Source organism: Acinetobacter sp. UBA801 (genome assembly GCA_002296655.1).
Taxonomy (GTDB): Bacteria; Pseudomonadota; Gammaproteobacteria; order Pseudomonadales; family Moraxellaceae; genus Acinetobacter.
Genome location: DBIN01000001.1, coordinates 1 through 26,186, shown reverse-complemented (window position 1 = coordinate 26,186; position 26,186 = coordinate 1). Strand labels below are relative to the sequence as shown.

General features: G+C 41.2%; 20 protein-coding genes. 8 read left to right on the top strand and 12 right to left on the bottom strand.

What is annotated here, in order from left to right:
- Positions 1 to 49: 49 nt before the first annotated feature.
- Positions 50 to 448: an MAPEG family protein gene (locus tag B2W49_RS00100; RefSeq protein ID WP_104852906.1), complete on the bottom strand. Its 399-nt coding sequence runs from the start codon at positions 446 to 448 to the stop codon at positions 50 to 52.
- Between the two features lie 104 nt (positions 449 to 552).
- Here B2W49_RS00100 and B2W49_RS00095 point away from each other — a divergent pair, with 104 nt between their 5' ends.
- The gene (locus B2W49_RS00095) at positions 553 to 933 is read left to right on the top strand and encodes a hypothetical protein (protein WP_070154753.1); all 381 of its coding nucleotides are present in this window, start codon (positions 553 to 555) and stop codon (positions 931 to 933) included.
- Positions 934 to 1,040: 107 nt separating this feature from the next.
- On the opposite strand, the gene B2W49_RS00090 is transcribed toward B2W49_RS00095, so the two are convergent.
- Both B2W49_RS00090 and parC read right to left on the bottom strand, forming a co-directional pair.
- Positions 1,041 to 2,717, bottom strand: a complete 1,677-nt coding sequence (locus B2W49_RS00090; RefSeq protein WP_291331328.1) for an AMP-binding protein — start codon at positions 2,715 to 2,717, stop codon at positions 1,041 to 1,043.
- Positions 2,718 to 2,865: 148 nt separating this feature from the next.
- On the bottom strand, positions 2,866 to 5,085 hold the full coding sequence (gene parC / locus B2W49_RS00085; RefSeq protein WP_291331325.1) for a DNA topoisomerase IV subunit A: 2,220 nt from the start codon (positions 5,083 to 5,085) through the stop codon (positions 2,866 to 2,868).
- A 330-nt stretch (positions 5,086 to 5,415) separates the two neighbouring features.
- Between parC and B2W49_RS00080 the strand changes: the two genes are divergently transcribed.
- Positions 5,416 to 7,158 (top strand): hypothetical protein, encoded by a 1,743-nt coding sequence (locus tag B2W49_RS00080; protein ID WP_291331323.1) that lies wholly within the window; start codon positions 5,416 to 5,418, stop codon positions 7,156 to 7,158.
- Between the two features lie 61 nt (positions 7,159 to 7,219).
- Here B2W49_RS00080 and B2W49_RS00075 read toward each other — a convergent pair whose 3' ends face one another.
- The 4 genes from B2W49_RS00075 to B2W49_RS00060 all read right to left on the bottom strand — a co-directional run bounded on the left by B2W49_RS00075 (position 7,220) and on the right by B2W49_RS00060 (position 11,555).
- A complete protein-coding gene (locus B2W49_RS00075; protein ID WP_291331321.1) occupies positions 7,220 to 8,539 on the bottom strand; it encodes an MFS transporter in 1,320 nt (439 codons plus the stop codon).
- Positions 8,540 to 8,695: 156 nt separating this feature from the next.
- Positions 8,696 to 9,340 carry a trimeric intracellular cation channel family protein gene (locus B2W49_RS00070; protein ID WP_161419638.1) on the bottom strand — a complete coding sequence of 215 codons (645 nt, stop codon included), beginning with the start codon at positions 9,338 to 9,340 and terminating at the stop codon, positions 8,696 to 8,698.
- Between the two features lie 65 nt (positions 9,341 to 9,405).
- Positions 9,406 to 9,873: a YchJ family protein gene (locus B2W49_RS00065; RefSeq protein WP_291331316.1), complete on the bottom strand. Its 468-nt coding sequence runs from the start codon at positions 9,871 to 9,873 to the stop codon at positions 9,406 to 9,408.
- A 98-nt stretch (positions 9,874 to 9,971) separates the two neighbouring features.
- Positions 9,972 to 11,555, bottom strand: coding sequence for a TerC family protein (locus tag B2W49_RS00060; RefSeq protein ID WP_291331314.1), 1,584 nt, complete (start codon positions 11,553 to 11,555; stop codon positions 9,972 to 9,974).
- A 334-nt stretch (positions 11,556 to 11,889) separates the two neighbouring features.
- Here B2W49_RS00060 and B2W49_RS00055 point away from each other — a divergent pair, with 334 nt between their 5' ends.
- Positions 11,890 to 12,510 (top strand): TIGR00730 family Rossman fold protein, encoded by a 621-nt coding sequence (locus tag B2W49_RS00055; protein WP_291331312.1) that lies wholly within the window; start codon positions 11,890 to 11,892, stop codon positions 12,508 to 12,510.
- Positions 12,511 to 12,670: 160 nt separating this feature from the next.
- Here B2W49_RS00055 and B2W49_RS00050 read toward each other — a convergent pair whose 3' ends face one another.
- Entirely contained in the window at positions 12,671 to 14,557 is a 1,887-nt protein-coding gene (locus B2W49_RS00050; protein WP_291331310.1) for a choice-of-anchor I family protein, read from the bottom strand.
- A 183-nt stretch (positions 14,558 to 14,740) separates the two neighbouring features.
- Between B2W49_RS00050 and mdtD the strand changes: the two genes are divergently transcribed.
- The 5 genes from mdtD to B2W49_RS00025 all read left to right on the top strand — a co-directional run bounded on the left by mdtD (position 14,741) and on the right by B2W49_RS00025 (position 19,391).
- The gene (mdtD, locus tag B2W49_RS00045; RefSeq protein ID WP_291331308.1) at positions 14,741 to 16,132 is read left to right on the top strand and encodes a multidrug transporter subunit MdtD; all 1,392 of its coding nucleotides are present in this window, start codon (positions 14,741 to 14,743) and stop codon (positions 16,130 to 16,132) included.
- Between the two features lie 79 nt (positions 16,133 to 16,211).
- The gene (locus tag B2W49_RS00040) at positions 16,212 to 17,003 is read left to right on the top strand and encodes a GH25 family lysozyme (protein WP_414630564.1); all 792 of its coding nucleotides are present in this window, start codon (positions 16,212 to 16,214) and stop codon (positions 17,001 to 17,003) included.
- A gap of 230 nt (positions 17,004 to 17,233) precedes the next feature.
- Positions 17,234 to 17,488 (top strand): hypothetical protein, encoded by a 255-nt coding sequence (locus tag B2W49_RS00035; RefSeq protein WP_291331306.1) that lies wholly within the window; start codon positions 17,234 to 17,236, stop codon positions 17,486 to 17,488.
- Positions 17,489 to 17,533: 45 nt separating this feature from the next.
- Complete coding sequence (dinB, locus tag B2W49_RS00030; RefSeq protein ID WP_291331304.1) at positions 17,534 to 18,589, top strand: DNA polymerase IV; 1,056 nt, start codon at positions 17,534 to 17,536, stop codon at positions 18,587 to 18,589.
- A gap of 448 nt (positions 18,590 to 19,037) precedes the next feature.
- Positions 19,038 to 19,391 (top strand): RidA family protein, encoded by a 354-nt coding sequence (locus B2W49_RS00025; RefSeq protein ID WP_291331302.1) that lies wholly within the window; start codon positions 19,038 to 19,040, stop codon positions 19,389 to 19,391.
- A gap of 119 nt (positions 19,392 to 19,510) precedes the next feature.
- On the opposite strand, the gene B2W49_RS00020 is transcribed toward B2W49_RS00025, so the two are convergent.
- From B2W49_RS00020 to B2W49_RS00005, 4 genes are all read right to left on the bottom strand, one after another.
- Positions 19,511 to 20,047, bottom strand: coding sequence for a DUF2726 domain-containing protein (locus tag B2W49_RS00020; RefSeq protein WP_291331301.1), 537 nt, complete (start codon positions 20,045 to 20,047; stop codon positions 19,511 to 19,513).
- Positions 20,048 to 20,387: 340 nt separating this feature from the next.
- Entirely contained in the window at positions 20,388 to 22,760 is a 2,373-nt protein-coding gene (locus B2W49_RS00015; protein ID WP_291331299.1) for a YgiQ family radical SAM protein, read from the bottom strand.
- 194 nt (positions 22,761 to 22,954) lie between these two features.
- Entirely contained in the window at positions 22,955 to 24,163 is a 1,209-nt protein-coding gene (locus B2W49_RS00010) for an MFS transporter (protein WP_291331298.1), read from the bottom strand.
- Positions 24,164 to 24,585: 422 nt separating this feature from the next.
- Positions 24,586 to 25,935, bottom strand: coding sequence for an aromatic acid/H+ symport family MFS transporter (locus B2W49_RS00005; protein WP_291331296.1), 1,350 nt, complete (start codon positions 25,933 to 25,935; stop codon positions 24,586 to 24,588).
- Positions 25,936 to 26,186 lie beyond the last annotated feature (251 nt).

Genomic DNA, 26,186 nt, shown 5'->3' with positions numbered 1-26,186 from the left:
CGATTATACATCTGCAAGGCAAAAATACATATTTTCACACCTGACTTGATCAGGTCAGTTTAATCACCATCAGTAAAATACAAATTGGGCAAAGTAAAGACAGCATCCAAACAATTGAACGCAGCGTCGCCCAATTGGCTAAATAACAAATTCCATAAATAATGCGCAGCACAATATAAGCAATACCAAACATCATCACCACTACTTGAGGGATGACCATATATTCCGCCATAAGCACTGCGGCAATAAACAAAGGCAGGCTTTCAAAACTGTTTTGTTGTACGGCGTTGGCACGTGCAGCCAAACCTGTAGTTTTGGCTAAAAATTCACGTGGATTTTGGTTATCTTCGCGTTTAAAGCCGCCTGCCATTTTTGCGACAACAGCAAAGACATACGGCAATAAGCAAGCAATAATAATTAGATAAACAATTCCGCTTATGCTTTGCATCTATTTTTTCTCATAAACTGTATTGAGAACTTATCATAACATGGCATTTCTGGAATAAATTTTGTTAAATAGCATGTTTTAAGCAATTGTATAAAGGATCCATTATGGTCAGCCCAGATCAAAAGGAAATGCTAGATATACTTGAAAAGCAACGCCAACATCAACTGCGAGTGGATCGTGTTTTAAAAATTGTGTTGCCTATTGTGGCATTTTTATTGACGGTAATTTGTGCCAACATGAACGTATGGTCGACCATTTTTAGCTTTGTTGTGCTTTGGGTGGCGTTTTATGCGGTGGGGATTAAGCGTTTACCGTTATGGCACTGGATTATCGTGATTGTGGTGTACTGCTTAATTGATAATATTTTAAGTTATGGCAGTTTTAATCAATCAGGTTTTAGTCGCCAATTTGGTGCGATGTTTATTTTCTTGGGTATTGTGGGTGTTGGGCGTCGCTACTTTGACCGTTGGTTGATGAAAGAATAAGGTCTGTTGACACTTCGTCTGTATTGAACTAGAAGCTATCTATTTTATAAGCATATAAAAAACGCCCCTGAGTTTTCAGAGGCGTTTTTGTTTCAAAGCAACATGAATTACGCAGTTTTACGCAAATCTTTACGCAAGATTTTACCTACGTTCGATTTTGGCAATTCATCCATAAACTCCACATAACGTGGGCGTTTATAGCCAGTTAAGTTCTCTTTAGCGAATGCTAATACTTCTTCTGTGGTCAATGATGGATCTTTTTTCACCACAAATAGTTTTGGCACTTCACCTGATTTTTCATCTGGCACACCAATTGCTGCCACTTCCAAGACTTTCGGATGCTTCGCAATCACTTCTTCAATTTCAGATGGATAAACGTTAAACCCAGATACCAGAATCATATCTTTTTTACGGTCTACAATTTTCACATAGCCACGTGAATCCATAACACCAATGTCACCTGTACGGAAGAAACCATTAATCATCACTTTATCGGTTTCATCTGGACGGTTCCAATACCCTTTCATGACTTGTGGACCACGGATTGAAATTTCACCTTGCTCACCCAGTGCAACTTCATTGCCGTCATCATCTAAAATTGCCACTTCAGTTAATGGCAATGGAATACCAATGGTGCCACTAAACTCTTCAGATGTAGGTGGGTTTGCCGTTGCAACGGGTGAAGTTTCAGACAAGCCATAACCTTCAATAATATTGGTGCCTGTGACTTTTTTCCATGCTTCTGCAGTTGATGGCAATACGGCCATACCACCGCCCATCGCCATTTTCAATCGGCTGTGATCAAGCTGTTTAAACTCTTCATTATTCACGAGCGCATTGAATAAGGTATTCACCGCAGGGAAGAAAGTCGGTTGATATTTACGTAATTCTTTCATTACCGCAGGTAAATCACGCGGGTTTGGAATCAATACGTTTGCTTGACCTTTGTACATGCCGTAAAGCGCGCACACCATAAATGCAAAAATGTGATAAAGCGGCAATGCACAGAAAATACGATCATCTGGCTGACCATCTTTCGCACCAAATTTACTTTGGAAAATACCATCACATTGCAGCATGTTTGCCACAAGGTTACGATGCGTTAATTCTGCACCTTTAGATACGCCTGTTGTACCACCTGTGTATTGCAACACAGCAGTATCACTTAAAGTTAAGTTTGGACGTTTGTAGTTGCTTGGGCTCACTTTAGAGATTGCCGCATTAAATTTAATGTGACCCGGAATGCTCCATGCTGGAATTTGCTTACGCACTGAACGTAAAACAAAATTCACCAAGGTACCTTTTAATGCACCTAACATATCGCCCACAGAAGCAACAACCACATGCTTCACAGGAGTTTTACCAATAATTGCCTGATAAACCGATGCAAAGTTTTCGATAATCACTAAAACTTCAGAACCAGAGTCATTTAATTGGTGCTCTAACTCACGTGAAGTATAAAGTGGGTTCACGTTCACCAATACTAAGCCTGCACGCAACACCGCTAATGCAACCACTGGATATTGAAGTACGTTCGGCATCATTACGGCAACACGCGAGCCTGGTGCCAAACCTAAGCTTTGTAAATAGGTTGCAAATTTACGGCTAGCTTCTTCTAGTTCACTAAAGCTTAAAACTTTATCCATAAAGATAAAGGCATCACGTGAACCAAATTTTTGGAAATTACGTTCAAAAATGTCTACGAGTGACGTATTTTCTGCAGGCAGTTCTACAGTTTCTGGAATTCCTGTCTTTCGGTATTCAGCAAACCAAATCTTTTCCATAATGCCAATTTCTCCAATCAGTAATCCTTAGTTTTAAACTATTTTTCTCAATACAAGACGTCGTTGTTTGCTTGTTTATGTCCTGCTTTGCATCCATTTTCACGAACACAAACCATATATAACGTATTTTGCTTAAAAAACGCTAGTATTATCTTTGAATTAACAGTTTATTTGCTTTTTGGTAACCACGTGGTAGGAGCTGACCTTTCGTGCCGCGCTTCGCTACATACTTCAGCAAATCATCCCCTTTGAGTTTGAGTTGTTGCTGTCCTGCAAATACTTGAATTGTTTCATCTAAACTTAAAGGTAACATAGACACCAACTGATCTTTTTCCTCAAGTTGTATCAATTTATTACCTTTACCTTTATTCAAAATTGGCAATTCTGACAACTCAATCACCAGTAAACGCCCTGCTGAACTGAGCAGTGCAACATGACTCGCGTGTTCAATCATTTGCAAGTTCATCACTGTCGATTGTTCAGGCAAAGACAGGAATGCTTTACCTGCTTTGGCACTGGTATCTAACTGTTTGGCCTGAGTTTTAAAGCCGTAACCTTTACTGCTGGCTGCTAGAATTTCAGCCTCATCATCGGCAATCAGCAATTGTTTAAAGCCAACACCACTGGCAGGAGCAAGTTTTGAACTTAATGGTTCACCCAAACCCCGTGCCGAAGGCAGGCTATTAATTGGCAACGCATAACTGCGCCCCGTATCATCTAAAATATAGACACGCTGATTAGACTTGCCTTGTGCATGACTGAGATATTGATCACCCGCACGGAAGTTCAGATTTTCCGCATCAACCTCATGCCCTTTAGCACAACGAATCCAGCCTGCTTCAGACAACACCACCGTTACAGGGTCGGCAGGTAGCATATCTTGTTCATTAATTGCAGTCGCTTCGGCACGCAATACAATAGGTGAACGACGATCATCACCAAACCTTTTCGCGTCTTCTTTTAACTCACTGATAATTAAGTTTTTCAACGATTCAGGATTGGCCAATTGTTCACGAATAATGGCTGCGCGTGCCTCTAATTCTTCTTGTTCACGGCGAATTTCCATTTCTTCAAGCTTGGCCAAATGGCGTAGCTTTAATTCCAAAATGGCTTCGGCCTGAATTTCATCAATACCAAAATGTGCCATCAACTCAGCTTTAGGATGATCTTCTTCACGAATAATCCGAATCACGGTATCAATATCTAAATAGGCAATCAGCAAACCTGCCAAAATGTGCAGTCGCTTTTCGATTTTATTGAGATGATATTGCAAACGACGTGTGACGGTATTTTTACGAATCTCAATCCATTCCAGTAAAATACGACGAATTGATTTCACCTGCGGACGACCATCTGCGCCAATCATGTTCATATTGACACGATAGCTCGATTCTAAATCGGTCGTGGCAAATAAGTGACTCATCACTGCTTCGGCATCAATACGGTTGGAACGCAGCACAATCACCAAACGAGTTGGGTTTTTATGGTCAGATTCATCACGCACGTCACTCACCAACGGCAGTTTTTTCGCCTGCATCTGATCAGCAATTTGAGTAATGATTTTTGAACCCGAAACCTGATACGGCAATTCTGTGATCACGATTTCATTTTTTTCAATGCAGTACACCGCACGCATACGGTAACTACCGCGACCGGTACTTTGCATTTTCAGCAATTCTTCAGGCGGGGTAATAATTTCAGCTTTGGTCGGTAAATCTGGTGCAGGAATATATTCTGCAACTTTTTCATCGGTTAAATTTGGGTTGCGAATCAGGGCAATTGTGCCTTTCACCACTTCTCGCAAGTTATGCGGTGGAATATCGGTCGCCATCCCTACTGCAATACCGGTGGTGCCATTCAGCAAAATATTCGGTACACGCGCAGGCAAATTGACAGGTTCTTTTAATGAGCCATCAAAGTTATCTTGCCAATCACAAGTACCTTGCCCCAATTCAGCCAAAAGCACTTCACTATATTGCGATAGTTTGGCTTCGGTATAACGCATTGCCGCAAAGGATTTAGGATCATCGGGCGAACCCCAATTACCCTGTCCTTCAATAAATGGATAACGATAACTGAACGGCTGCGCCATCAACACCATAGCTTCATAACAAGCAGAATCACCATGCGGATGGTATTTACCCAATACATCCCCCACGGTACGTGCCGATTTTTTCGGTTTGCCACTGTGTTTGAGTCCAAGCTCACTCATGGCGTACACAATACGGCGCTGTACAGGTTTTAAACCATCGCTGATATGGGGTAATGCACGATCCATAATGACGTACATGGCATAGTTAAGGTATGCACGTTCAGTAAATTCTGCTACGGAACGGTTTTCTGTTGCATGATGCGCGAGGCTTGTCATAAAACCTGTCGTCCTAAATCATTTGTTTTTGTATCAATCGGCTTATGCTATGCCGCAGCAGCATCCTGCACAAGGGCTAGTAAGGATGCTCTGCGACAATTTGTGTCTTATGCCGTAAAAATATTCATTTTATAAAAAACAGCAATATAAAATTATAACGATTCATTCTATGAGGGTCTATTGACACGTTACAGATGTTTGAAACAATACTTATTACATAAAAATTCCTTTATTTTTATCAATGTAAATGCTGTTTTTGTGATATAAAACACACTGAAGTTTTTTTATTGAAAGTTTAAATTTATTGTAACGGTTCTTTCGGATTTCGCTATGCAGACCTATATTCCTTATCAGCTTCGAGTAAAGTTAAAACAAATTGATCCTATTCTTGATAATAAATGGCAGCAGCAGCTAAACGCAATTCTTTCCGCTACACCTAAAGAACTGCATGAAAAAATAGAAGAACGATACTTAAAACCCAAAAATATTCACTGGAATTATCTTACAGCAACCTTTGAATTTCATGGTTACATCCGTCTGCAAGACATTCCACAGTACACACAGTATCCAGAATTATTACAACTCGCCAAAAACTTACAAAGTAGCTTTGACTATTTAGAAACCTACCAAACCGACTTTCAAATCGCCGATTTTCTAGAAATGGTGATTCATGAAATGAATCAAATTGAATTACATGAGCCACAGGATATTCAAGCCCAACTTTTACTCAAAAAAGCGTTTTTATATGATGCTGCTTTAATTATTCGTGATTTAGACTTCACCGTTACAACTAACCATCGCAATCTAGATCAAGCACAAATTCGTAGTTTTATCTTTGAAGTGTTTATGAAAAGTGAAATTTTGGGCAATTGGTTTGCTTATATTTTACCAAGTGAATATGCACAACAAAAACCATCAATTTTTCAGGATTACTTGGTTCATGAACTGCATGTTCGTGACTTTGAAATTATCGATGCTACAGATTACTATTTTATTGTGAGTAGTTCCTACGACAGCCGTGTATCTGCTTATTCCATTCGACGCTTTTTAACAGAAGAAAACTTTGGCGTAGAAAATAAATTCTATATTAGTGGTTTAGTTCTTGATCCGAAAAAGTTAGATCAAATTGATTATATTGAAAATTTTAAACAGCAAATGACACAAATTATCGGCATTCAACGTCAAATGAATCCGCATATTGTGGAGTTGATTGAATCTTTACACCTATATAAGCAAGAGCAACTTTTACCACAAATGAAAAAAGTGTTGGATATTCAAGGTTTTTCTACAGATTATTTAGTCAAAGAGCATTTAGATTGCTTAGAAAAAGACCTTTGTTTGCAAGTGCTTGAACCATTTGCAAGAGGTTTAAAACAAAGTGTGCAACAGTCTGATGAATTAGAGTTTTGTTATTTAAATCTGAAACGTTTAATGACTGAACTATTACATCATTTTGAAGCTTTATCTCAAGAACCCTTGTTGCAATTTAATCTCTACGCCCGCGGCTTTAAATATCGTTTGATTGCATATTTGCATTTATTGGTACAGCGTCGCACACAAGTTTTTGTACTCTTTGAAGATGAATATCATTATCAACGACATTTAAATGCGGTAATCGCCCCTGTTCAAAAGATCAGAGAGTATGTGAATGCTGCGATTGAACAGAGCCGCAATATACAACAAGAAATACGTAGTCTCGAACGAGAAATTCAAACAAATGAAAAAGCGGGATTTTTTAAACGTTTGCTGAAAAAATCTGAAAATAATCAGGTGAAAATAGAGAAGCTGAAAAAGAACCTGATTGATATTCAAGATCGCTGTTATATTGGAGTTATTAGTATTCAAAAACAGGCAACCCAACAAAGTGTTTATTTAGAAGCCAAGAATCTCATTAGCAGAATTGACCCTAAAATCCGTCACTATGCTTTTGCCAATGGTGAAAATGGTATAACACGCTTACCATTATTGCTACAACTTCCTGAAGATCGGCATAGTTTTAACTTACAAAATATCTCCTTGGCTTTAAATCAGGAATTCGTCCTGACTGCTAAATCTTGGAGCCAGTCAGCGTAAATCCCTCAAGCAGGTTTACGCTGACTGTCATTTCAAATTGGAAGATAGGTTTATTATAAGCTTACAAACCTATCGACTCTAAAGTTCTGCCTTTAGTTTCTTCCCCCAACACCACAATCACCACAGCAACAGCCAATAAAACTGCGGTAAACATCATAAAGACATAACTAAAGCCATTTTGCATGACCATCATGTGCGTGACCACCATTGGGGCAACAATACCGCCCATGCGTCCAATGGCCGAGGCCCAACCTGAACCAAAAGCACGAATATTGGTTGGGTATTGTTCAGGAGTATAGGTGTATAACACCCCCCACGCGCCCAAGTTAAAGAACGACATCAAACAGCCCCAGAACATGATCATCGCCACGCTGTCAGCCTGACCAAAGAAATATGCCGAAACAGCACACATGCCAATAAAACCCGCCAGTGTGGCTTTGCGTCCCAGTTTTTCGACCAACCAAGCGGCTGCAATATAACCAGGTAATTGTGCCAAAATCATGCCCAACACGTATTCAAATGACTGTACGATGCTGTAGCCTTGCTGTACCAACAGACTAGGCAACCAAGTGAAAATGCCATAATAGGAATAGACAATGCCAAACCAAATCAGCCACAGCATTAAACTACGACGCGCAAATGGTCCCGACCACAATTGAGTAAAAGAAATATGCTGTTTGGCGGCAACAGGCTGAACTTCAATTTGTTCAATGACCTCAACTCCACATTGACGCTCAAATTTTTGTACCAGTGCATGTGCTTCGGCAATTCGACCACGATTGATCAGATAAGGGATAGATTCAGGGACTTTTTTCCAAATGACTAAGGCATATAAAGCAGGTAAACCACCAATTAAAAATGCTGTGTGCCAATCAAATTTTGGAATCACAAAATAAGAAACTAATGCCGCACACAACCACCCCAAGCCCCAAAAACTTTCCAGCAATACAATAAAACGCCCACGCACATGCGCAGGAATGTACTCACTGACCAAAGTGACCGCTACGGGAAGTTGCCCGCCCAAACCTAAACCAACAATAAAGCGAAAGACCAGTAACCAAGTTAAATTCGGTGCAAAGGCACAGGCCGCAGTAGCTAGACTGTAAATCACCAGCGTGGTAGCAAATACGGTTTTACGTCCAATTTTATCGGCCAGACCGCCCGAAAAGACTGCCCCAATGGCCATTCCGACAAAGCCAATTGACACCACCATGCCTTTTTCTGAAGGAGTCATGCTCCAGTCTTCTGCCATCTTTGCCAAAATAAAGGAGATGAGTCCTGTATCCATGGCATCAAACATCCAGCCCAGACCAATCATCACCAGTAGGCTATAGTGGAATTTTCCAATGGGTAGACGTTGCACACGCGAAACTAAATCCATAACACACTCTTTAAGTTGGCTAAAAGGATATGGGCGATGCCAAACACAGCTGCTGTTATTTTTTATACTATGAATTGACAGGATGTGGATAGCATTAAAAAACCGATCTGGTGATCGGTTAGCTTATGTTCAATACTGTTCTTATCTTATAACCAATTAGGTTTCATCTTTAGAGGATGCTGAATGTTCATCATCGTCCTGATAAATAAATTTCGGCATTTCTAAGCCAAAATAAATCGCAATCAAACGCAAGGTGAAACCAAAAATAAGCGTTGCAATCACGGTTAATTCGAGTGATAAACCGATTTTAATACACAACCAATAGCAAATCACGGACACAAAAGAAATACTGGCATATAGCTCACGGCGGAACACCAAAGGCACATCGTTACATAAAATATCACGTAGAATCCCACCTGACACACCTGTTAAGACGCCTGCAACAGCAGATACCACAAAGCCATGCCCCATTTCTAAAGCAATTTGACAACCAATAATCGTGAAGCCAATTAAGCCTAAAGCATCGAGCACCAAGAAGATGGAACGTAAATGCCTCATCCATTTGGCAATTAAAATGGTGATAAAAGCGGCAATACAGGTCAGCACCAAATATTCAGGATGTTTGACCCAAGTCAGTGGATAATGCCCCAACAATACATCTCTCACCGAACCACCACCCAATGCGGTGACACAGGCAATTAAGGTAACACCAAACCAGTCCATGCTGCGACGCCCTGCAGACAATGCGCCTGTCATCGCTTCTGCGGTAATCGCGATTAAGTAAATGACCAACAACAACATGGACTTGCCCTTCTTTCACTAGGCCAAAAGATGTGCGTTATCATAAGCGAAAAACCAAGATAAAGTTATAAAAATTGCGCACAACATTGCTTAAATTTTTTACCCGAACCGCAAATACACGGCTGTTTCATAGTCGGCTGTTGCCCTGTAGTCGGATCTAGAAAATACCAACGGGCCTGATGTTGTACAAAATGGGAAATTTCATGGTGAATTTGCGTCTGCTTGCCATCATGGTAATGGGCTTTAAATTCAACTTGGGCGTGGTTTTTATCTAACTTTTCATTGCTATTCAGCACTTCGAGCTTTAACCATTGATTCGACTTGCTCCAATCTGCAATTGCACCAACATCCAGACTTGCCTGTTGTCCTAGCGCAGTCGTTTGTACAATATAATCATTTTGTTGTAAGGCAAAAGCACTATAGCGCGAACGCATGAGTTGGCTCGCGCTTTCTGCATTTGCCTGCCCCACATGTAAAGGTTGGCAGCAGTGTTGATAATTGCCCTGCCCACATGGGCATGCCAAGTGATTCATAGAAAATTCCATAAATTCAAATCGATAATTTAAAATAGCCTGACAATGCAGGCTATTTTAGCGGAAGCACAAGACTGAAATACAGTCTAGCATTCAGTTTATGATGCGCTTGAAGATTCCTGTTGAATCAAATGTACTTTTTCAATTTTATGTCCATCCATGGTCACAATTTCAAAAACATAACCATCTGAAAGCAGCTTTTCACCATTTTCAGGCAAACGTCCCAAATGGAATAAAATATAGCCAGATAAAGTTGAATATTGCTCGCTTTCATCCACTAAATCCCGCCCAAGCAATAAGGAAACATGGCGAATATCGGTGGAACCATCTAGCAACAAAGAACCATCTTCCAAACTTTCAGCACTGGCTTCTAGTGCATCTTCATCTGGAAATTCGCCCGCAATTGCTTCCAAAATATCAATAGGTGTGGCAACGCCTTCAATCGAGCCGTATTCGTTCAGCACAATTGCCATTTGCAGCGGTGCTTGACGTAATTGCTCCATCACCATCAAGACTTGGGCATTTTCATGCACAATCACAGGTTCACGCAAATGTGTTTCAAAATCCAGCACCCCTGTTTCAATGTATTGATTCATGACTTTATGGGTCAGGACAATACCCGAAATATTGTCTAATTCACCACGTGCCACAATCACTCGTGAATGCGTCATGCTTAATAATTGGCTGCGAATTGAGGCGTCATCTTCGTCTAAATCAATCCATTCCAGTTCAGGGCGTGGTGTCATGACCGACTTTACAGGACGTTCAGATAAACCCAATACCCCTTGCACCATGACACTGTGATAGACCCCATTTTCTGCGTCAAAGACTTCATCTGCAAAGGCACGGGTAGCCAAAACATCTTCATTCACATGGCTACTTTCTGTGGTGTTTTGGCTTTTGCCACCCAACATACGCATCACTGCAGAAGCAGTACGGTAGCGTAAATCGGTGGTGGTCACGGTTTTTTCCTGATTTCTGCGGATGGTTTGATTCAAGAATTCAATCATCACCGAAAAGCCGATGGCGGCATATAAATAGCCTTTTGGAATGTGATAGCCAAAACCTTCCACCACTAATGAGAAACCAATCATCATCAGGAAGCACAGGCATAGAATCACCACAGTCGGATGCTTATTGACAAAATCCATGAGCGTCTTAGACGCCCACAACATAATGCCTATCGCGATGATCACCGCAATCATCATGACCGATAAATGTTGCACCATGCCTACAGCAGTAATCACGCTGTCGAGTGAGAACACCGCATCTAACACCACAATCTGCACGATCACCATCCAGAAAGTCGCATGTACAGGATTTTCTTCTTTTAGTGCAGGTTTGCCTTCAATGCGTTCACGCAGTTCCATCGTGCCTTTAAACAATAGGAATACACCACCAAACAGTAAAATTAGGTCACGTCCAGAGAAAGGATGTTCAAAAATATGGAACAGTGGTTGGGTCAGGGTGACCACCCACGCAATAGATGCGAGTAAAATCAGGCGCATGCCCAAAGCAAGGATCAGACCCACCACCCGTGCCGTATTACGTTGTTCTGGTGGAAGTTTTTCAGCCAAAATGGCAATAAAGACTAAGTTATCAATACCCAGTACAATTTCGAGCACGATCAGGGTCAACAAACCCACCCAAGCTGCAGGGTCAGACATCCATTCAAAGATCATCTGTTCTTCTCCTGAATCTCTAAAGCTGAATACGCCCAAAACGTATCCTGTATTGAAGCTAACTTGGTTTGCCCTTGCAGGCTTGACATCACATTAAAAAATATTCGTTCGGTGCGACTACTGCCACTGTCCATGACGATTCTATAGTTGTAAGACAAGCCTTGAGTATAGGAAAGTTTGCGCTCAGATTCATCCCCTTTTTTAGATGCAGCGCTGCTGTGTCACGGTAGAATCACAAATCTTTGCAAATTGAAAAGAAACGATCTGCGGGATTGTCATATTTCGGGACTAAGCTAGAGCCAAGAAAAAGAACATGTTATGGTGAAGAAAATAAATGAATAGCGTATCTAGAATGACCCAATATATGAATAATCCCTCTCCTCAGACGACTCAACCCTTGGTTGCCTTGTATTGCGGCTCACGTGCTGGCAATAACCCGATTTATCAGGAAAAAGCAGTGCAATTGGCCAGAAAGCTGGCAGAACAAGGTTTTGGTATGGTCTATGGCGGTGCGAGTATTGGTTTAATGGGGCTGGTTGCAGACACTGTCGTGCAACATGGTGGACAAGCTGTAGGGGTCATTCCTGAGTTTATGCTGGATTATGAAATTGCCCACAGTAATTTAACTGAATTACACGTGGTTAAAAGTATGCATGAACGCAAGGCGATGATGGCAGAGCGTGCCAGCGCCTTTGTTGCCTTGCCAGGTGGTTTAGGGACTTTTGAAGAGATTTTGGAAATTGCCACTTGGGGGCAATTGAATCAACACCAGAAACCGATGATTTTATATAACGTAAATGGCTTTTATGATGCCCTGATTCAGCAGTTAGACCATGCAGTGCACGAAGGTTTTTTACCACCACAACACCGCGCTAAACTAATTGTGTGTAACCACTCCCATAAAATTATTAATGCCTTAAAGAATATGGATTCTCCACGTCATTTTGTGGGTTAAACTTTTTTAGGTGCATGAAAGAGTAGTGAAAGCGAGTCGGTGACTCGCTTTTTAATTCACTTTTCATTGGTTTTACAGCATAAAAAAAGAGCACCGTAGTGCTCTCTTTAATGGATCATTCGTTTCCAACTTTAATAGATTTCCAGTATTTGAAATACTGTTAATTAAGCTTGATTTGGTACACAGCAGTAGTTCCGCTGACTTCATTACCCACAACCAAAAGTGGCTTGCCATTAGGTGAGTCTTTGGCTGAAATAAAGATTAAACCTTCAGGGCCGAGATTCGAATTTTCAACAGTCACTACATTACCTTCTGCATCGAAAGATGTACGGGTTTCACCAAACTTGCGATCATTAAAATACTCAACAAATGATGCTTGTGTCGGTTGGGTAATGTCATACACCATAATGCCCCCCATACGCTCTAACCCAATAAAGGCAAAAGTTTTTTGACCAATTTTGCCTAAAGCAATGCCTTCAGGCTCAGGACCTTTATTGTCACTACGATCATCTACACTTAATTTTTCATGGTTGGTATTAAAGTATTCTGGAAATAATTCAGCAGCTTTACGTTCAAAGTCATTTTTTGAGTCCCAAACAATTTTCTTGGTTTTAGGATCTACAATACTGAACGAGCGACCACCATAAGCATATAATTTGTCATAAGTCATTAAACCATTGCTGTCTAGCACAGGCTCACCCTTTGCATCTTTCTTGTAACCTTGCGTCCAAGTAATCGTTAAACGACCCAATTGTGAATCTTTAATCAAATTCTCTGCACAGACTTCATTGGCATCGGTAGTGGTGCATGCTTTAAATACGTTTGAATCAAGCTTTGCGCCTTTAATCCCTGACTTTAATAGACGTAAATGCGCAGCATAATCGCCATTGCTACGGAAGCCTTTATTATTAAATAAGTGTTTAACACGAATTTCTTCTGCATAACCTTGAGTCAGATCATTCGTACTGAAATATAAGTCTTCATCAACCAACCATTCACGCGCATCACCTTCATTGGCAGTGACCAAATAGCTTTGCCCATTGGCTTGATATTGCGCAATTGCATCTGGCATATACATGCCGTATAAACCAGGCCAAGCTTGAATATTAATCATCCCCTCATCTTTCGCACAGGCTGTGATCGTTTTAGCGTTATAGTCTTGTTTACCCACAACACAATCACGATCACCAGCATCTAAAGCATTTTCAGCCAAGCCAAAGTCTTTATAACCCAATGGGAAAATATCGACCACTTGGTCTTGAGTCAAATCAATCACAGCAATGGCATTGTTTTCTTGTAGACTTGCCCAAGCGGTTTTACCATCATCACTCACCGCAATATATTCAGGCTCTAAATCTTGTGCGACAGTCGCATTTGGCCCAAAAATGCGCACGCCCGCATCCAGCAATTCCTGCTTACGTGTATTCCATGCCTGAAAATCTGCAGTTTTTACAGCAGGCTTGGTGATATCAGCCAGATTAATAATACTGATTGAACCTTCTGGATCAATCGCATAGCCTTCATTTGGCTCACCTTCATTAGCAACCAAAACTTTTTTACCATCTGGGGTAAAAGTCAACATATCAGGCAATGCACCAACTTCAACTTTGCTGATAAAGCTCAGGTCTTTGGCATTAAAGAATGCCACGACGCCTTTATCCGTTTTAGGCGTGGCCTGAACGGCTAAAGCGACAATACCTTGATGTACCGCAACACTATTGACTTCAGAATTCGCTAAATAAGTCTTGGCATCCAAGCTATTCAGCTTAACAGGTGCACTTGGGTTGCTTAAATCGAGTACATCGACCACACCATTTTTCGCATTGACTACAAATAAACGTTTGCTTTCAGCATCATAAGCAGGAATTTCTGCAGCACTGGCACCAAAAACTTGTGCATCGTATTCCCCTAAACGCTCCAAACTAATTGTTGTTGGTGTTACTTCTACCACTTCTTCTTTTACAGGAATAGGATCATTATCATCATTACATCCCACCATCCCCACAGACAATAAAGCCAACATTAATGCAGAAATTTGCGCTTTCATAAATTACTCATCATTTTTCTAAATGCACCCAACTTACAAACTCAAAGTGAATAATCGGTGACAAATAAATGACAATTTCATGGCATTTATTTGAATTTTCAAACACTTTTCATGTTTTTCAGATGCAGTCCAGCTAGATTGCAAAATGGTTTAAACTAGACAAAATGTCCATTTTGCCGCGTTATGAACCAAACACCGACCCATCAAGCCCTGCATCCTGAATACCGCCTTTTGGTATTTCTGGTTTCGATTGGCTTTTTTATGCAGGCGCTCGACACCACCATTGTGAATACAGCAATCCCTGCAATGGCACACAGCCTGCAGGAAGACCCGCTGCGGATGCACAGTGTTGTGGTGGCGTATGTGCTCTCGGTGGCAGCGTGTATTCCATTAAGTGGATGGCTTGCAGACCGTTTTGGAGTACGCAACACCTATTTTGCAGCGATTATTATTTTTACCCTTGCCTCTTTGGGGTGTGCCGCTGCAGCGAGCCTGAATGAATTGCTGTTTTATCGGGTGATTCAAGGCATCGGTGGTGCATTACTTTTGCCTGTCGGGCGCTTGGCGATGCTCAAAATTATTCCACGCACCCAGTTTTTATCTGCAATGAGCCTGATGAGTCTGGCCGGGTTGATTGGCCCCTTAATTGGCCCAACTCTGGGCGGTTGGTTGGTCGAAGTCGCCACATGGCACTGGATTTTCCTGATCAACATTCCGATGGGCATCTTGGGCTGTTGGATTTGTATCAAAGCCATGCCAAATGTAACTGAAACTGAGGTCAAAAACTTTGATTTTTTGGGGTTTATTCTATTGGTTGTGGCAATGGTAGGCTTATCTTTAGGCATCGAAAATTTTGCCAATCCACACCATAATCTGTTTTGGAATTTAGCGTTCATCTTGGCTGGCGGTATTGCTGCAGCATGCTATGCCCGCCATGCCTATACCCATCAAAATGCCTTATTTCGCAGTGATTTATTTAAAAATCGCTTATATGCGATTGGTATTTTAGGTAACTTTTTTGCCCGTTTCGGGGGCAATGCCATGCCCTTTATCATGCCGATCATGCTGCAGGTGGCTTTTGGTTTTGAACCGTTTATCACGGGCTTGATGATGATTCCGACTGTGCTTGGTTCTTTGCTATCTAAACCGATCATTCGACCTTTAATTCAACGTTTCGGCTATCGGCAGTTTTTGCTGACCAATACTTTATTGGTCGGTGCCTGTATTGCCAGTTTTGCGCTGACCACTGCCGAAACTGCAACTTGGTTACGTGCCTTACATTTCTTTATATTTGGGGTGCTGAATTCATTGCAGTTTGTAGCTATGAATACCTTTACGCTCAAAGATTTACCTCAACCAGATGCCAGCAGCGGCAATAGTTTTTTATCCATGATAATGATGCTGTCGATGAGTATTGGCGTGGCACTGGCAGGTACTTTGGTGAATATGTTTAGTGCCTATTACGGTGCAGAACAGCTAGTCAGTGCCTTTCATGCCACTTTAATTTGTCTAGGTGTATTAAATATTTGGGCATTTTTAGTGTTTTGGAATATTCCAAAGCATACGGCTGTTTAAAACACCACTACCGAAAGCGCATGGTGCTACACCGCACTGCGCGTTATGATATAGCTTTGCTCCGCGAAGCTTTTTTAACATGCGTAAACCGTCAAATCGAGCTAAACACTCAGCCTTTCCACCGCACTATCGCATGACCATCGCGGTGCTGGGCAGTGCTGTTTTGGCGGTTTTATTGTATTTGGGCATATTGCGCCAACAACCTGCGGTAGCCGAAGAATATCCGATTCAAGGCTTTGATGTGTCACATCATCAAGGCGATGTTCAGTGGAAAAAAATTTCCCCACAAAAATATGCCTTTGTCTATTTAAAAGCCACTGAAGGAGGCGATTTTAAAGACCGTAAATTTCAGGATAACTGGCTCAAAGCCCGTGAACATGGTTTTTTGGTCGGAGCCTATCATTTTTATCGCTTATGCCGTGATGGAACAATCCAAGCAGAAAACTTTATTGCGACTGTTCCAAAAAAATCCGACAGTTTGCCACCTGTAATTGACTTGGAATATGACAGTAACTGCATCAACACCTATAGCAAAGAACAGTTACTGCGCGAAATTCAAATCATGCATGATGCGCTATATCAACATTATGAAAAACAACCGATTTTTTATGTATCCAAAGCTTTTTACAATATGGTATTGACTGAAAGTTTTAAGCAAACGCCTCTTTGGGTCAGAGAATATCAGGGTAAACCACAACTGGCAGGTCAGCCAAAATGGTTGTTTTGGCAACATACCAATCGGGGTCAAATACAAGGTATTCACACCCCAGTTGACTTGAATGTTTTTTATGGAAACCCCCAACACTGGCAGCGTTTTTTAACAGACAACGCGATTCAACCCACAAGATTTGAACCGAACCAGAAAAAATAACAAGCTAGCCGTATCACAATAAAAAAATACCGTCATGAAATTGATTAAAGGGCTGCTCTCACGCTCTGCATTTTCAGGATTCACGCTGCTTTACCTATTACAACCTGCGAGTAAACTGGAGTAATTTTCCGCATAGCAATATCCAACAAAAACTACAAGTTCTAATTTAAAGGTACATTATTTTGGCGTATCTACCCTATTGTTTGATGGCGAAAACTAGGTTCTAATTGATGGATTTTTTAGTTGCCCCTCCCTATTTAGACGAAACTGCGGGGACATTGCGTCCTGATGCTGTGATTCCAATCGATTGGGATAATTTTTTTCTGCCTTTGCGCCCTTTTGAGTTTTTGCCTCGCATAGCCGATCATAGTCCAAGCAGTTTACAGCGTTTGATCGACTGTACAGAACAACAATCAACACAGGCAATTTTGCTGAATAGCAACACATCTTATCCGTTTGCTCCGATGCTACAACCTGCTTCCTAAACGTGCGATACTGTTGAAATCTAAACGCTTCATCTAGTTTGTGCCATGCGGAAAATCATTCATATTGATATGGATGCCTTTTATGCCTCTGTTGAGCTGCGCAGTCGTCCTGAATTACAGCATTTACCTGTGGTGATTGCTTCGCATCATCCTCGGGCTGTGATTGCAGCGGCATCTTATCCTGCGCGTGAGTTTGGTTTACGTTCTGCCATGTCGATGGCACAGGCTCGCAAACGCTGCCCGCAGGTGGTAGTACTCGAACCTAATTTTGCACTCTATCGTGAGGTTTCTTCACAAATTCATCAGATTTTTCAGCGTTATACATCACTGATTGAGCCCTTGTCTTTAGATGAAGCCTATTTAGATGTCACCGAAAATTTACAAGGTATTCCAAGCGCAACAGAAGTTGCTATGCGAATCCGGGCAGATATTTTTCAAAGTACAGGTTTAACAGCTTCGGCAGGTGTCGCACCGAATAAGTTTTTAGCCAAAATTGCTTCGGACTGGCATAAACCCAATGGCATTTGCGTAATTAAACCCAGTCAAGTGCAGCAATTTATTCAAGACTTAGCCTTACAGAAAATTCCAGGCGTAGGCAAAGTCACACAGGAAAAATTAAAAAGTCTGAACTTAAATACCTTGGGCGATTTGCAACACATCGAAGAAAACCTGTTGATTCATCATTTTGGTAAATATGGAAAACGCCTATTTTTATTTGCCCAAGGCATTGATGAACGTCCTGTGCAGGCAGAGCGTGAGCGCCAGCAAATTTCCAAAGAAATCACCTTTGATGATGATTTAAACTTAGCTGAATGTGCAACTTACTGGTCTGGCTTGATTGATCAGGTTTGGCATAGTTTAGTGAAAAAACAATATGTTGCACGTGGTATATCGGTCAAATTAAAACTCAAAAATTTTCAGGTCTTACAACACAGTAAAAGTTTTAAACAGCCACTTGAAAGTAAAAATGATCTTGAAAAAGTCCTGCAGCTTTTGCTCCACGAAATGTATATTCCCGCACAGGATCAATTTCGTTTAATTGGTGTTGGTCTGTATCAACTCAGCCCTGCCGATGAGCAAGTGCAACTATCTTTACTGTAAATATCACGGATATTAAAGCTGTAAACTTGCTGCTCTATATAAAACATAGCAAGCCTATGCTTACCAATGGCTACTTAAGCTAATTTTTGTATAAATTGCGGCCAAAAGAATAAAAATTAGACTATTTATCCTTCACAGTTGTGCTTTTTAGAGTAATCTATACGCGCGATGTATTTATCCGTATATACGCTGAGATGCCAAAAATCACCATTACTTTTGGCATACTTGTCCTGTGATTGGCGTGACGATCAAATCCGAAGATTACAGGACAACTCTGCGCTTGGCACTTCGCTGCTTTGACACCACATCTCTCTCTTCCTCGTATTTTCCATTCGACTACTTTTTATTTTTTAGCAGTGTGCTGCGTGCATATTTTCCACGTGCTTGCCTGCCTCTATAATACCTCACGCTTTTTATATCTAATCGCTTGGCGCGAGGATCACACCCAATGGCTGTTCAACGTCTACATATCCAAAACCGTTATTCTGAAATTGCAATTTCGGGAAATTTAGTCCATTTAGCAGGACAACTGGCAGAAGACACTCAACAAGATATTGAAGGACAAACCCAACAAACACTTGCCCTGATTGATCGTTTACTGGCAGATGCGGGTACAGAGAAAAGTCACATCATGTCAGTGATGATTTTTTTAAAAGACATTGAGCGTGATTATGCCGCAATGAATCAAGTTTGGGATGCTTGGGTGGCAGATATACAAGCATTACCGCGTACCTGCGTAGAAGCAAAACTGTATCACCCCGATGTTTTGGTTGAGATGACGGTGGTTGCAGTCAAACCTTAATACCTACCAAACGTAAAATAGATGCGATTAAATGCAGAGTCAGAGTCAATCAAAAAATCAGTATGTCATGGCAACATGCTGATTCATATTGTCTATCTTGCGATTTTTTCGGCAAGCGTTTAGCCTAATACCTTCACTTTATGCCGTACAGAATGCGCAAAAAAATCATACTTTTTTAATGCAGCACCCAAATCATCTAAATCTGTAGACGATGACTGCCCAAAAGCTTCGCGCAATTCGTGATATTCCGGCACATCTTCATAACGCAGGACTTTATAGCCCGCCAAACGCAACAATTCATCTTGGTATTGTGCATTACGGCTACGTTTCAACATCAACTGATCATCTAAGGCCACAATTGCAACGACCTGATGACGGGCATCCAACACCACAAAATCGGCAATCATATTGCGGTATTTATGGCGAGTGCGTGAAAATTTCGTGGTCAGCAAAGCATCAAAAGACACATGCGCCAAGATCGTATGTTGGGGTAGAATTTCCTGCAAACGTGTGTACGTTAGCTGTTCATTTAAGCTAAAAATTGCACGTTGCTTGAGTACACTGTCTTGAGGTTTTTCTCTATTTTCCAAGCCCTTAACCGCCATCAAGAGAAAGAAAATCAGTATCAAAACCCCAATCAAAATATAAATTGTCATTATTCAATCCTTAATATCATTTTTATAGTTGTTTCGGCTTCATGCCATTTTTTTCATCAAATCAGTATATAACACGCTTTTATATTTAAACGTTCCATTTAGAAACCACATGAAACATTCACAAAACCATCTTAGAAACAGAAATTTTGTTTCACAAGCCCGCCTTTTGTCTAAGTGCTGTAGCGTCTAAGCGTGTTTTTATCATTAGATTAGAATACTGTATAGCATGCTAAAAAAACAAAGCAATGCTTAACAGATTCGATTGTCGGACAATTCCGATGAAATGAAAAGCAAACAAAAAGGCGCCGCAGCGCCTTTTGATGAATCTTAGCTGCAAGTACTAAGCTTTAGATTTTTGCTTAGATTTCTTTTGTGAAAATGGACGTTTTTCACCTGTTTCACGTGGCGGTAAGCCTGTGTGCTGAGTCAATATCTGCCCTTTCTTTGGACGATTGCTGTTCTGAGCACGATTACCACTTTGCCCCATACGTTTTTGTGAATCACCCGCGACAGTCGAGTTTTTCTTACGTGCCGTTTGATATTGACCATCTGTGCCTTGCGGCTGATAAGTTGGGATCAAGTGCTGTTTAGAATTCCCGATTAAATCTGCGCGTCCCATTTCTTTTAAAGCTTCACGCAACAACGGCCAATTGTTTGGATCGTGATAACGTAAGAAAGCTTTATGCAAACGACGACGTTTTTCACCTTTGACAATATCCACATTTTCGGTATAACGCGCCACTTTGGCCAATGGGTTTTTACCCGTGTAATACATGGTCGAAGCGGTTGCCATTGGTGACGGATAAAAGGTCTGCACCTGATCGGCACGGAAACCATTCTTTTTCAGCCACAAAGCCAAATTCATCATGTCGTAATCAGTCGTGCCTGGATGTGCAGCAATAAAGTACGGAATCAGATATTGCTCTTTGCCCGCCTCTTTACTGAAACGATCAAACATTTGTTTAAAACGGTCATACGTACCAATACCTGGTTTCATCATCTTAGATAATGGCCCTTTTTCGGTATGTTCTGGTGCAATTTTTAAATAACCGCCCACATGATGCGTCACCAATTCACGCACATATTCAGGGTTCAACACCGCCAAGTCATAACGCAAACCTGAACCAATCAGAATTTTTTTAATGCCTTTCAGTTCACGCGCTTTACGATACAACTGGGTTAAAGGTGCATGATCAGTGTGTAAGTTTTGACATACGCCCGGGAATACACAGGAAGGTTTACGACAATTCTTTTCAATTTCAGGGTCTTTACAATGCAAACGGTACATATTTGCAGTCGGACCACCCAAGTCTGAAATAATGCCCGTAAAGCCAGGCGCAGTATCCCGAATTTTTTCCACTTCACGCAAAATGGATTCTTCAGAACGGTTTTGGATAATTCGCCCTTCATGTTCGGTTATCGAACAGAAAGTACAACCACCAAAACAACCACGCATGATATTGACCGAAAACTTGATCATGTCAAAGGCAGGGAAACGTGCATTACCATAAGATGGATGCGGCAAACGTGCATACGGTAAATCGAACACATAGTCCATTTCTTCCGTGGTCAACGGAATAGGCGGTGCATTTAACCACACATCACGTTCACCATGCTTTTGCACCAAAGCACGTGCATTGCCTGGGTTGGTTTCTAAATGCAAAATACGATTAGCATGCGCATACAGCACAGGATCATTCACCACTTCCTCAAAAGATGGTAAACGAATCACTGCCAATTCACGTGGTGGTAATTTGTGTTTAATTGCTTTAGACGCAGGCTGTAATTGTACAATTTGGGTATCCGCATCTAGCTGATCGCCTTCACGAACAATTGGATTGCTGACCAGATCTTTCTGGAAATTTTGATATTGCGCGAGATTGTTGCCCTTATCTTTTTCAATCTCGCAACCGTCTAAATCTTCGGTCATCACATAAGGGTTAATGATTGGATCGACACGGCCCACGCTATCTACATCATTAGATGCAATTTCAACAAATTTAGCTTTAGACGCACGGTTATGTTTATTGATAATAAATGCTGTACCACGTACATCTGTAATTTCGTGGATTTTTTCGCCTTTGGCCAAACGGTGCATCACTTCAATAATCGAACGCTCACCATTGCCGTACATCAATAAGTCGGCTTTAGAATCCATTAAAATTGAGCGACGGACTTTATCAGACCAATAGTCGTAATGTGCAATCCGACGCAACGAGCCTTCAATCCCGCCCAGTAAAACAGGCACATCTGGAAAGGCTTCACGACAACGCTGACAGTACACCGTAGCAGCACGGTCAGGACGTTTATTCGGCTGATTGTCTGGAGAATAAGCATCGTCTGAACGGATTTTACGGTCAGCGGTATAGCGGTTGATCATCGAGTCCATATTGCCTGCGGTGACGCCCCAAGCAATGGTCGGCTTCCCTAAAACCCGAAAAGACTCCACATTGGTCCAGTCTGGTTGGGCGATGATCCCCACACGAAAGCCCTGTGCCTCAAGCACACGACCAATCACGCCCGATACAAAAGAGGGATGATCAATATAAGCATCACCACAAACCAGAATAAAATCACAGGCATCCCAACCTAACTGATCCATTTCTTCGCGTGACATCGGCAAAAATGGCGCAGGCTCAAAACATGACGCCCAATATTTATCGTAATCAAACAACGCTTTGGGTGCGGTCTGAGCATTATAAGCAGTAGACATGGCTGGCAATTCTCGGCTGGGAAGTGGAAGATCAGAAGTCGATCAAAGATGAAAGCCGTCTATTTTAGCATGAATTCCACTCATCTTGCTTGATTAAAAAACACACAAAATCAGTAAACTATTTTTATACCTTAAATTTGTATCTGAGTAAGGAAAGCCTAAACGGATACGCCGAAAGCAATAATCCTGAATGCTTATCGCAGCGCTGCTGGTTTTAGCTTTAAACGCCACGCGCCATAAAGCGCCACACCCAAGACTGCAGTCATTACCCATGTCAGACCTGACCAACCCCATTGTTCCCAAATCAATCCGCTACCACTACCGAGCAAACTTGAACCCATGTAGTAGCTAAATAAATATAATGATGATCCCACTGCACGATACTGCAGCGCTTGAATCGACACCCAACTACTAGCAGTAGAATGTGCAGCAAAAAAGGCAAAGGTAAATAACACCAATGCAGCCAATACGACGGCTAAATGTGCAATCGACATCAACCACAATGCAATCAACATTAGGACAATCACCATAGGCAGCACTCGTTCACGCCCAATACGATTACCCCAACTTGCTGCACGTGGCGAACTGTAAATACCCGCCAAATAGGCAATTGAAATTACCCCAATCCAGACTTGGGAAAGTTCAAATGGTTTATTCAGTAAATAATAGCTGATGTAGTTGAAAATACTAACGAAACAGCCCATCAGCAAAAAGCCCTGTAAAAACAGGATTCTTAATTTACGATCTGCCAAATTGGCAACAAAAGCATCTCTGAACCGCGAAAAACGAATTGGATACGCTGTAAAGTTTTTCGATGCGGGCAGTAACACATAAAAAGTGATTGCAATCAGTAAATTTAAGCCACCAATAATTAAGGTTGCCGCTTGCCAAGAAATAAAATCGACCAAAACCCCAGCAATTAAACGTCCACTCATGCCGCCAATAGCTGTACCCGAAATATAGAGTCCCATGGCAAAACCAATGTCTTGCTGTCGAATTTCTTCACCAATATAAGTCATGGCCACTGCAGCAACACCGCTCACAGCAATACCAATAAAAATTCGCGTGGTTAAAAAGAACGACCAGATTGGCAGTAAGGCACTCAGAATTAATAAAATGGCAGCTAAAAATAAAGCCAGAACCATAATGGCTTTACGTCCAAAACGATCTGAGATAAAGCCTGTGAAAAGCAAACCGATCGCCAAAGCCACAGTAGAAAATGACAATGGGAAACTACTTTGGGTCGGTGTAACCGTAAAAAAATCGGCCAAAATTGGCATCATCGGTTGCACACAGTACAAGGTCGAAAAAGAAGCGAAACCCGCTAGAAATAACGAAAAAAGAATGGCTTTAAACGGCTTGGTACCATACTGAACATGAGATGCTGCAGCTAAATCAGACATATTTACTCCAATCACGCGATCAGTATGCGCCTGTTTATGGACAAAAATAAGCTCGCTATTTTATCGTTTGCTCAAAACTAGTGTTAGTATCACCTATCACTTTGTCAGTTTTTGCTTACATACACTGAAGCAAAATGAGGCTAGGCAGTATTTTGAGCTTACAGTATTCTATAAAGCATAAGGAGACAGGATGTTTCCCAAACTAAAAACAACAATCATAAGTTTGAGCAACAGGATCGTGAGGTACGACAGGAGTTATACCTAAATACGAAATACAAAGAAACCCCGTCAGGATGATGGGGTTTCTTTTATCTCTACCTTGAATACCTAACTTTATCTATCATCGCTTTCTATTTATACACCCCATAATCAAAAAGTCCCCAAACAATGTTGAGGACTTTTGAACTTAACACATTATAAGGTTAAGCTTTGGCAGCAACCGCTTTGCCCGCCTTAATTTGCTCAGCTTCATCTTCACTCATAATCAAAGCAACCGCGATTGCAGTGATCAGCACTGGCAAACCTACCGCCATAAAGTTGAAGTGTGCAGGTAAATTCATACCCAATAAGCCGCCAATTAAAATTGGACCCACAATCGCACCCATACGACCAACGGCAGATGACCAACCAATACCTGTTGAGCGTACCGCAAGTGGGTAATATTGTGCCACATAGCTGTACAACAACATTTGTGAACCAATAGATGCTGCACCCGCCAAGAATACTAAGATGTAAAGCAAGAGCTGATTAGATTGGAAGCCCATAAGGCTCATCACCAATGCGCCCAGGATTCCCAAAAACATTAATACAGGTTTTAGGTGGAAACGGTCTGCTAAAACACCACCGCCTACAATACCAACGACTGCACCCACGTTCATCACCATCATGAACATTAAGCTATTGTCCATAGAATAGCCTGCCGCCATCATCAATTTTGGCAACCAACTGCTAAGTGCATACATGGTTAATAGACAAGTAAAGAACGCCAACCAGAACAATAAAGTATTCACCGCACGACGACGTTTGAATAAGCTCACCACATTAGCAGCTTCAGGTACACCGACCTGATACAATTCAAAAGTTGTATCTTGGGTAATTTTCAAATCTGGTGCTAAGCGCGCCACGATTGGGCGGGCTTGATCTTGCTTATTTTCTTTGACAATAAAGGTTAAAGATTCTGGCAAAAATTTCCAAATCACAGGCAATAAAAACAATGGAATACCTGCAATAAAGAACATGATTTCCCATCCAAAACTTGGGGTAAACCATGAACCTAGTAAAGCCGCCATTACGCCACCTACAGCATAACCACTAAACATAGTAGTAACTAATGTACTACGCATAGTTTTAGGCGCATATTCAGAAGTTAAGGCCACAAGGTTTGGCATTACACCTCCAATGCCTAAACCTGCCAAGAAACGTAAAATAGCAAACTCAGTTGGATTAGAAGCAAAGCCACCTGCAAAAGTTAAACCACTAAATAGAACGATACAGATCATGATGACTTTCTTACGACCAATTTTATCAGCCAAAGAGCCAAAAATCATCGCACCAAACATCATACCTGCCAACGCAGTACTCGCGAGCATCCCCGCCTGAACAGCACTTAAGCCCCACTCATCCATCAATAAGGGTAAAACGACCCCATTAATTGCCAAGTCGTAGCCATCAAATAAAATGATTAGTAGACACCATGCCACGACATTAAAATGAAATGGTTTGAATTTTGCGTGATCAATGACATCATTCACGTTAATTGCTTGATGTGCCATTCCTCAACTCCTATGAGTTTATGTTTAAATAAGCTTGAATAGCAATTTTTACAGTGAAGATTTTCATTTAATCAGTCCTTCATTCCCACTTTTACTATTCAAGTAGATTGTGTAACTTTCACACAAAACACAAAAAATAAAAATTCAACATTAGTCTAAAACCTTTTATTAATTATGGATTTATTATTATCTTAAACACAATAAAATGTTATTATTCTTCTTAATATTATCTTTCCCCATAAAAAAACACC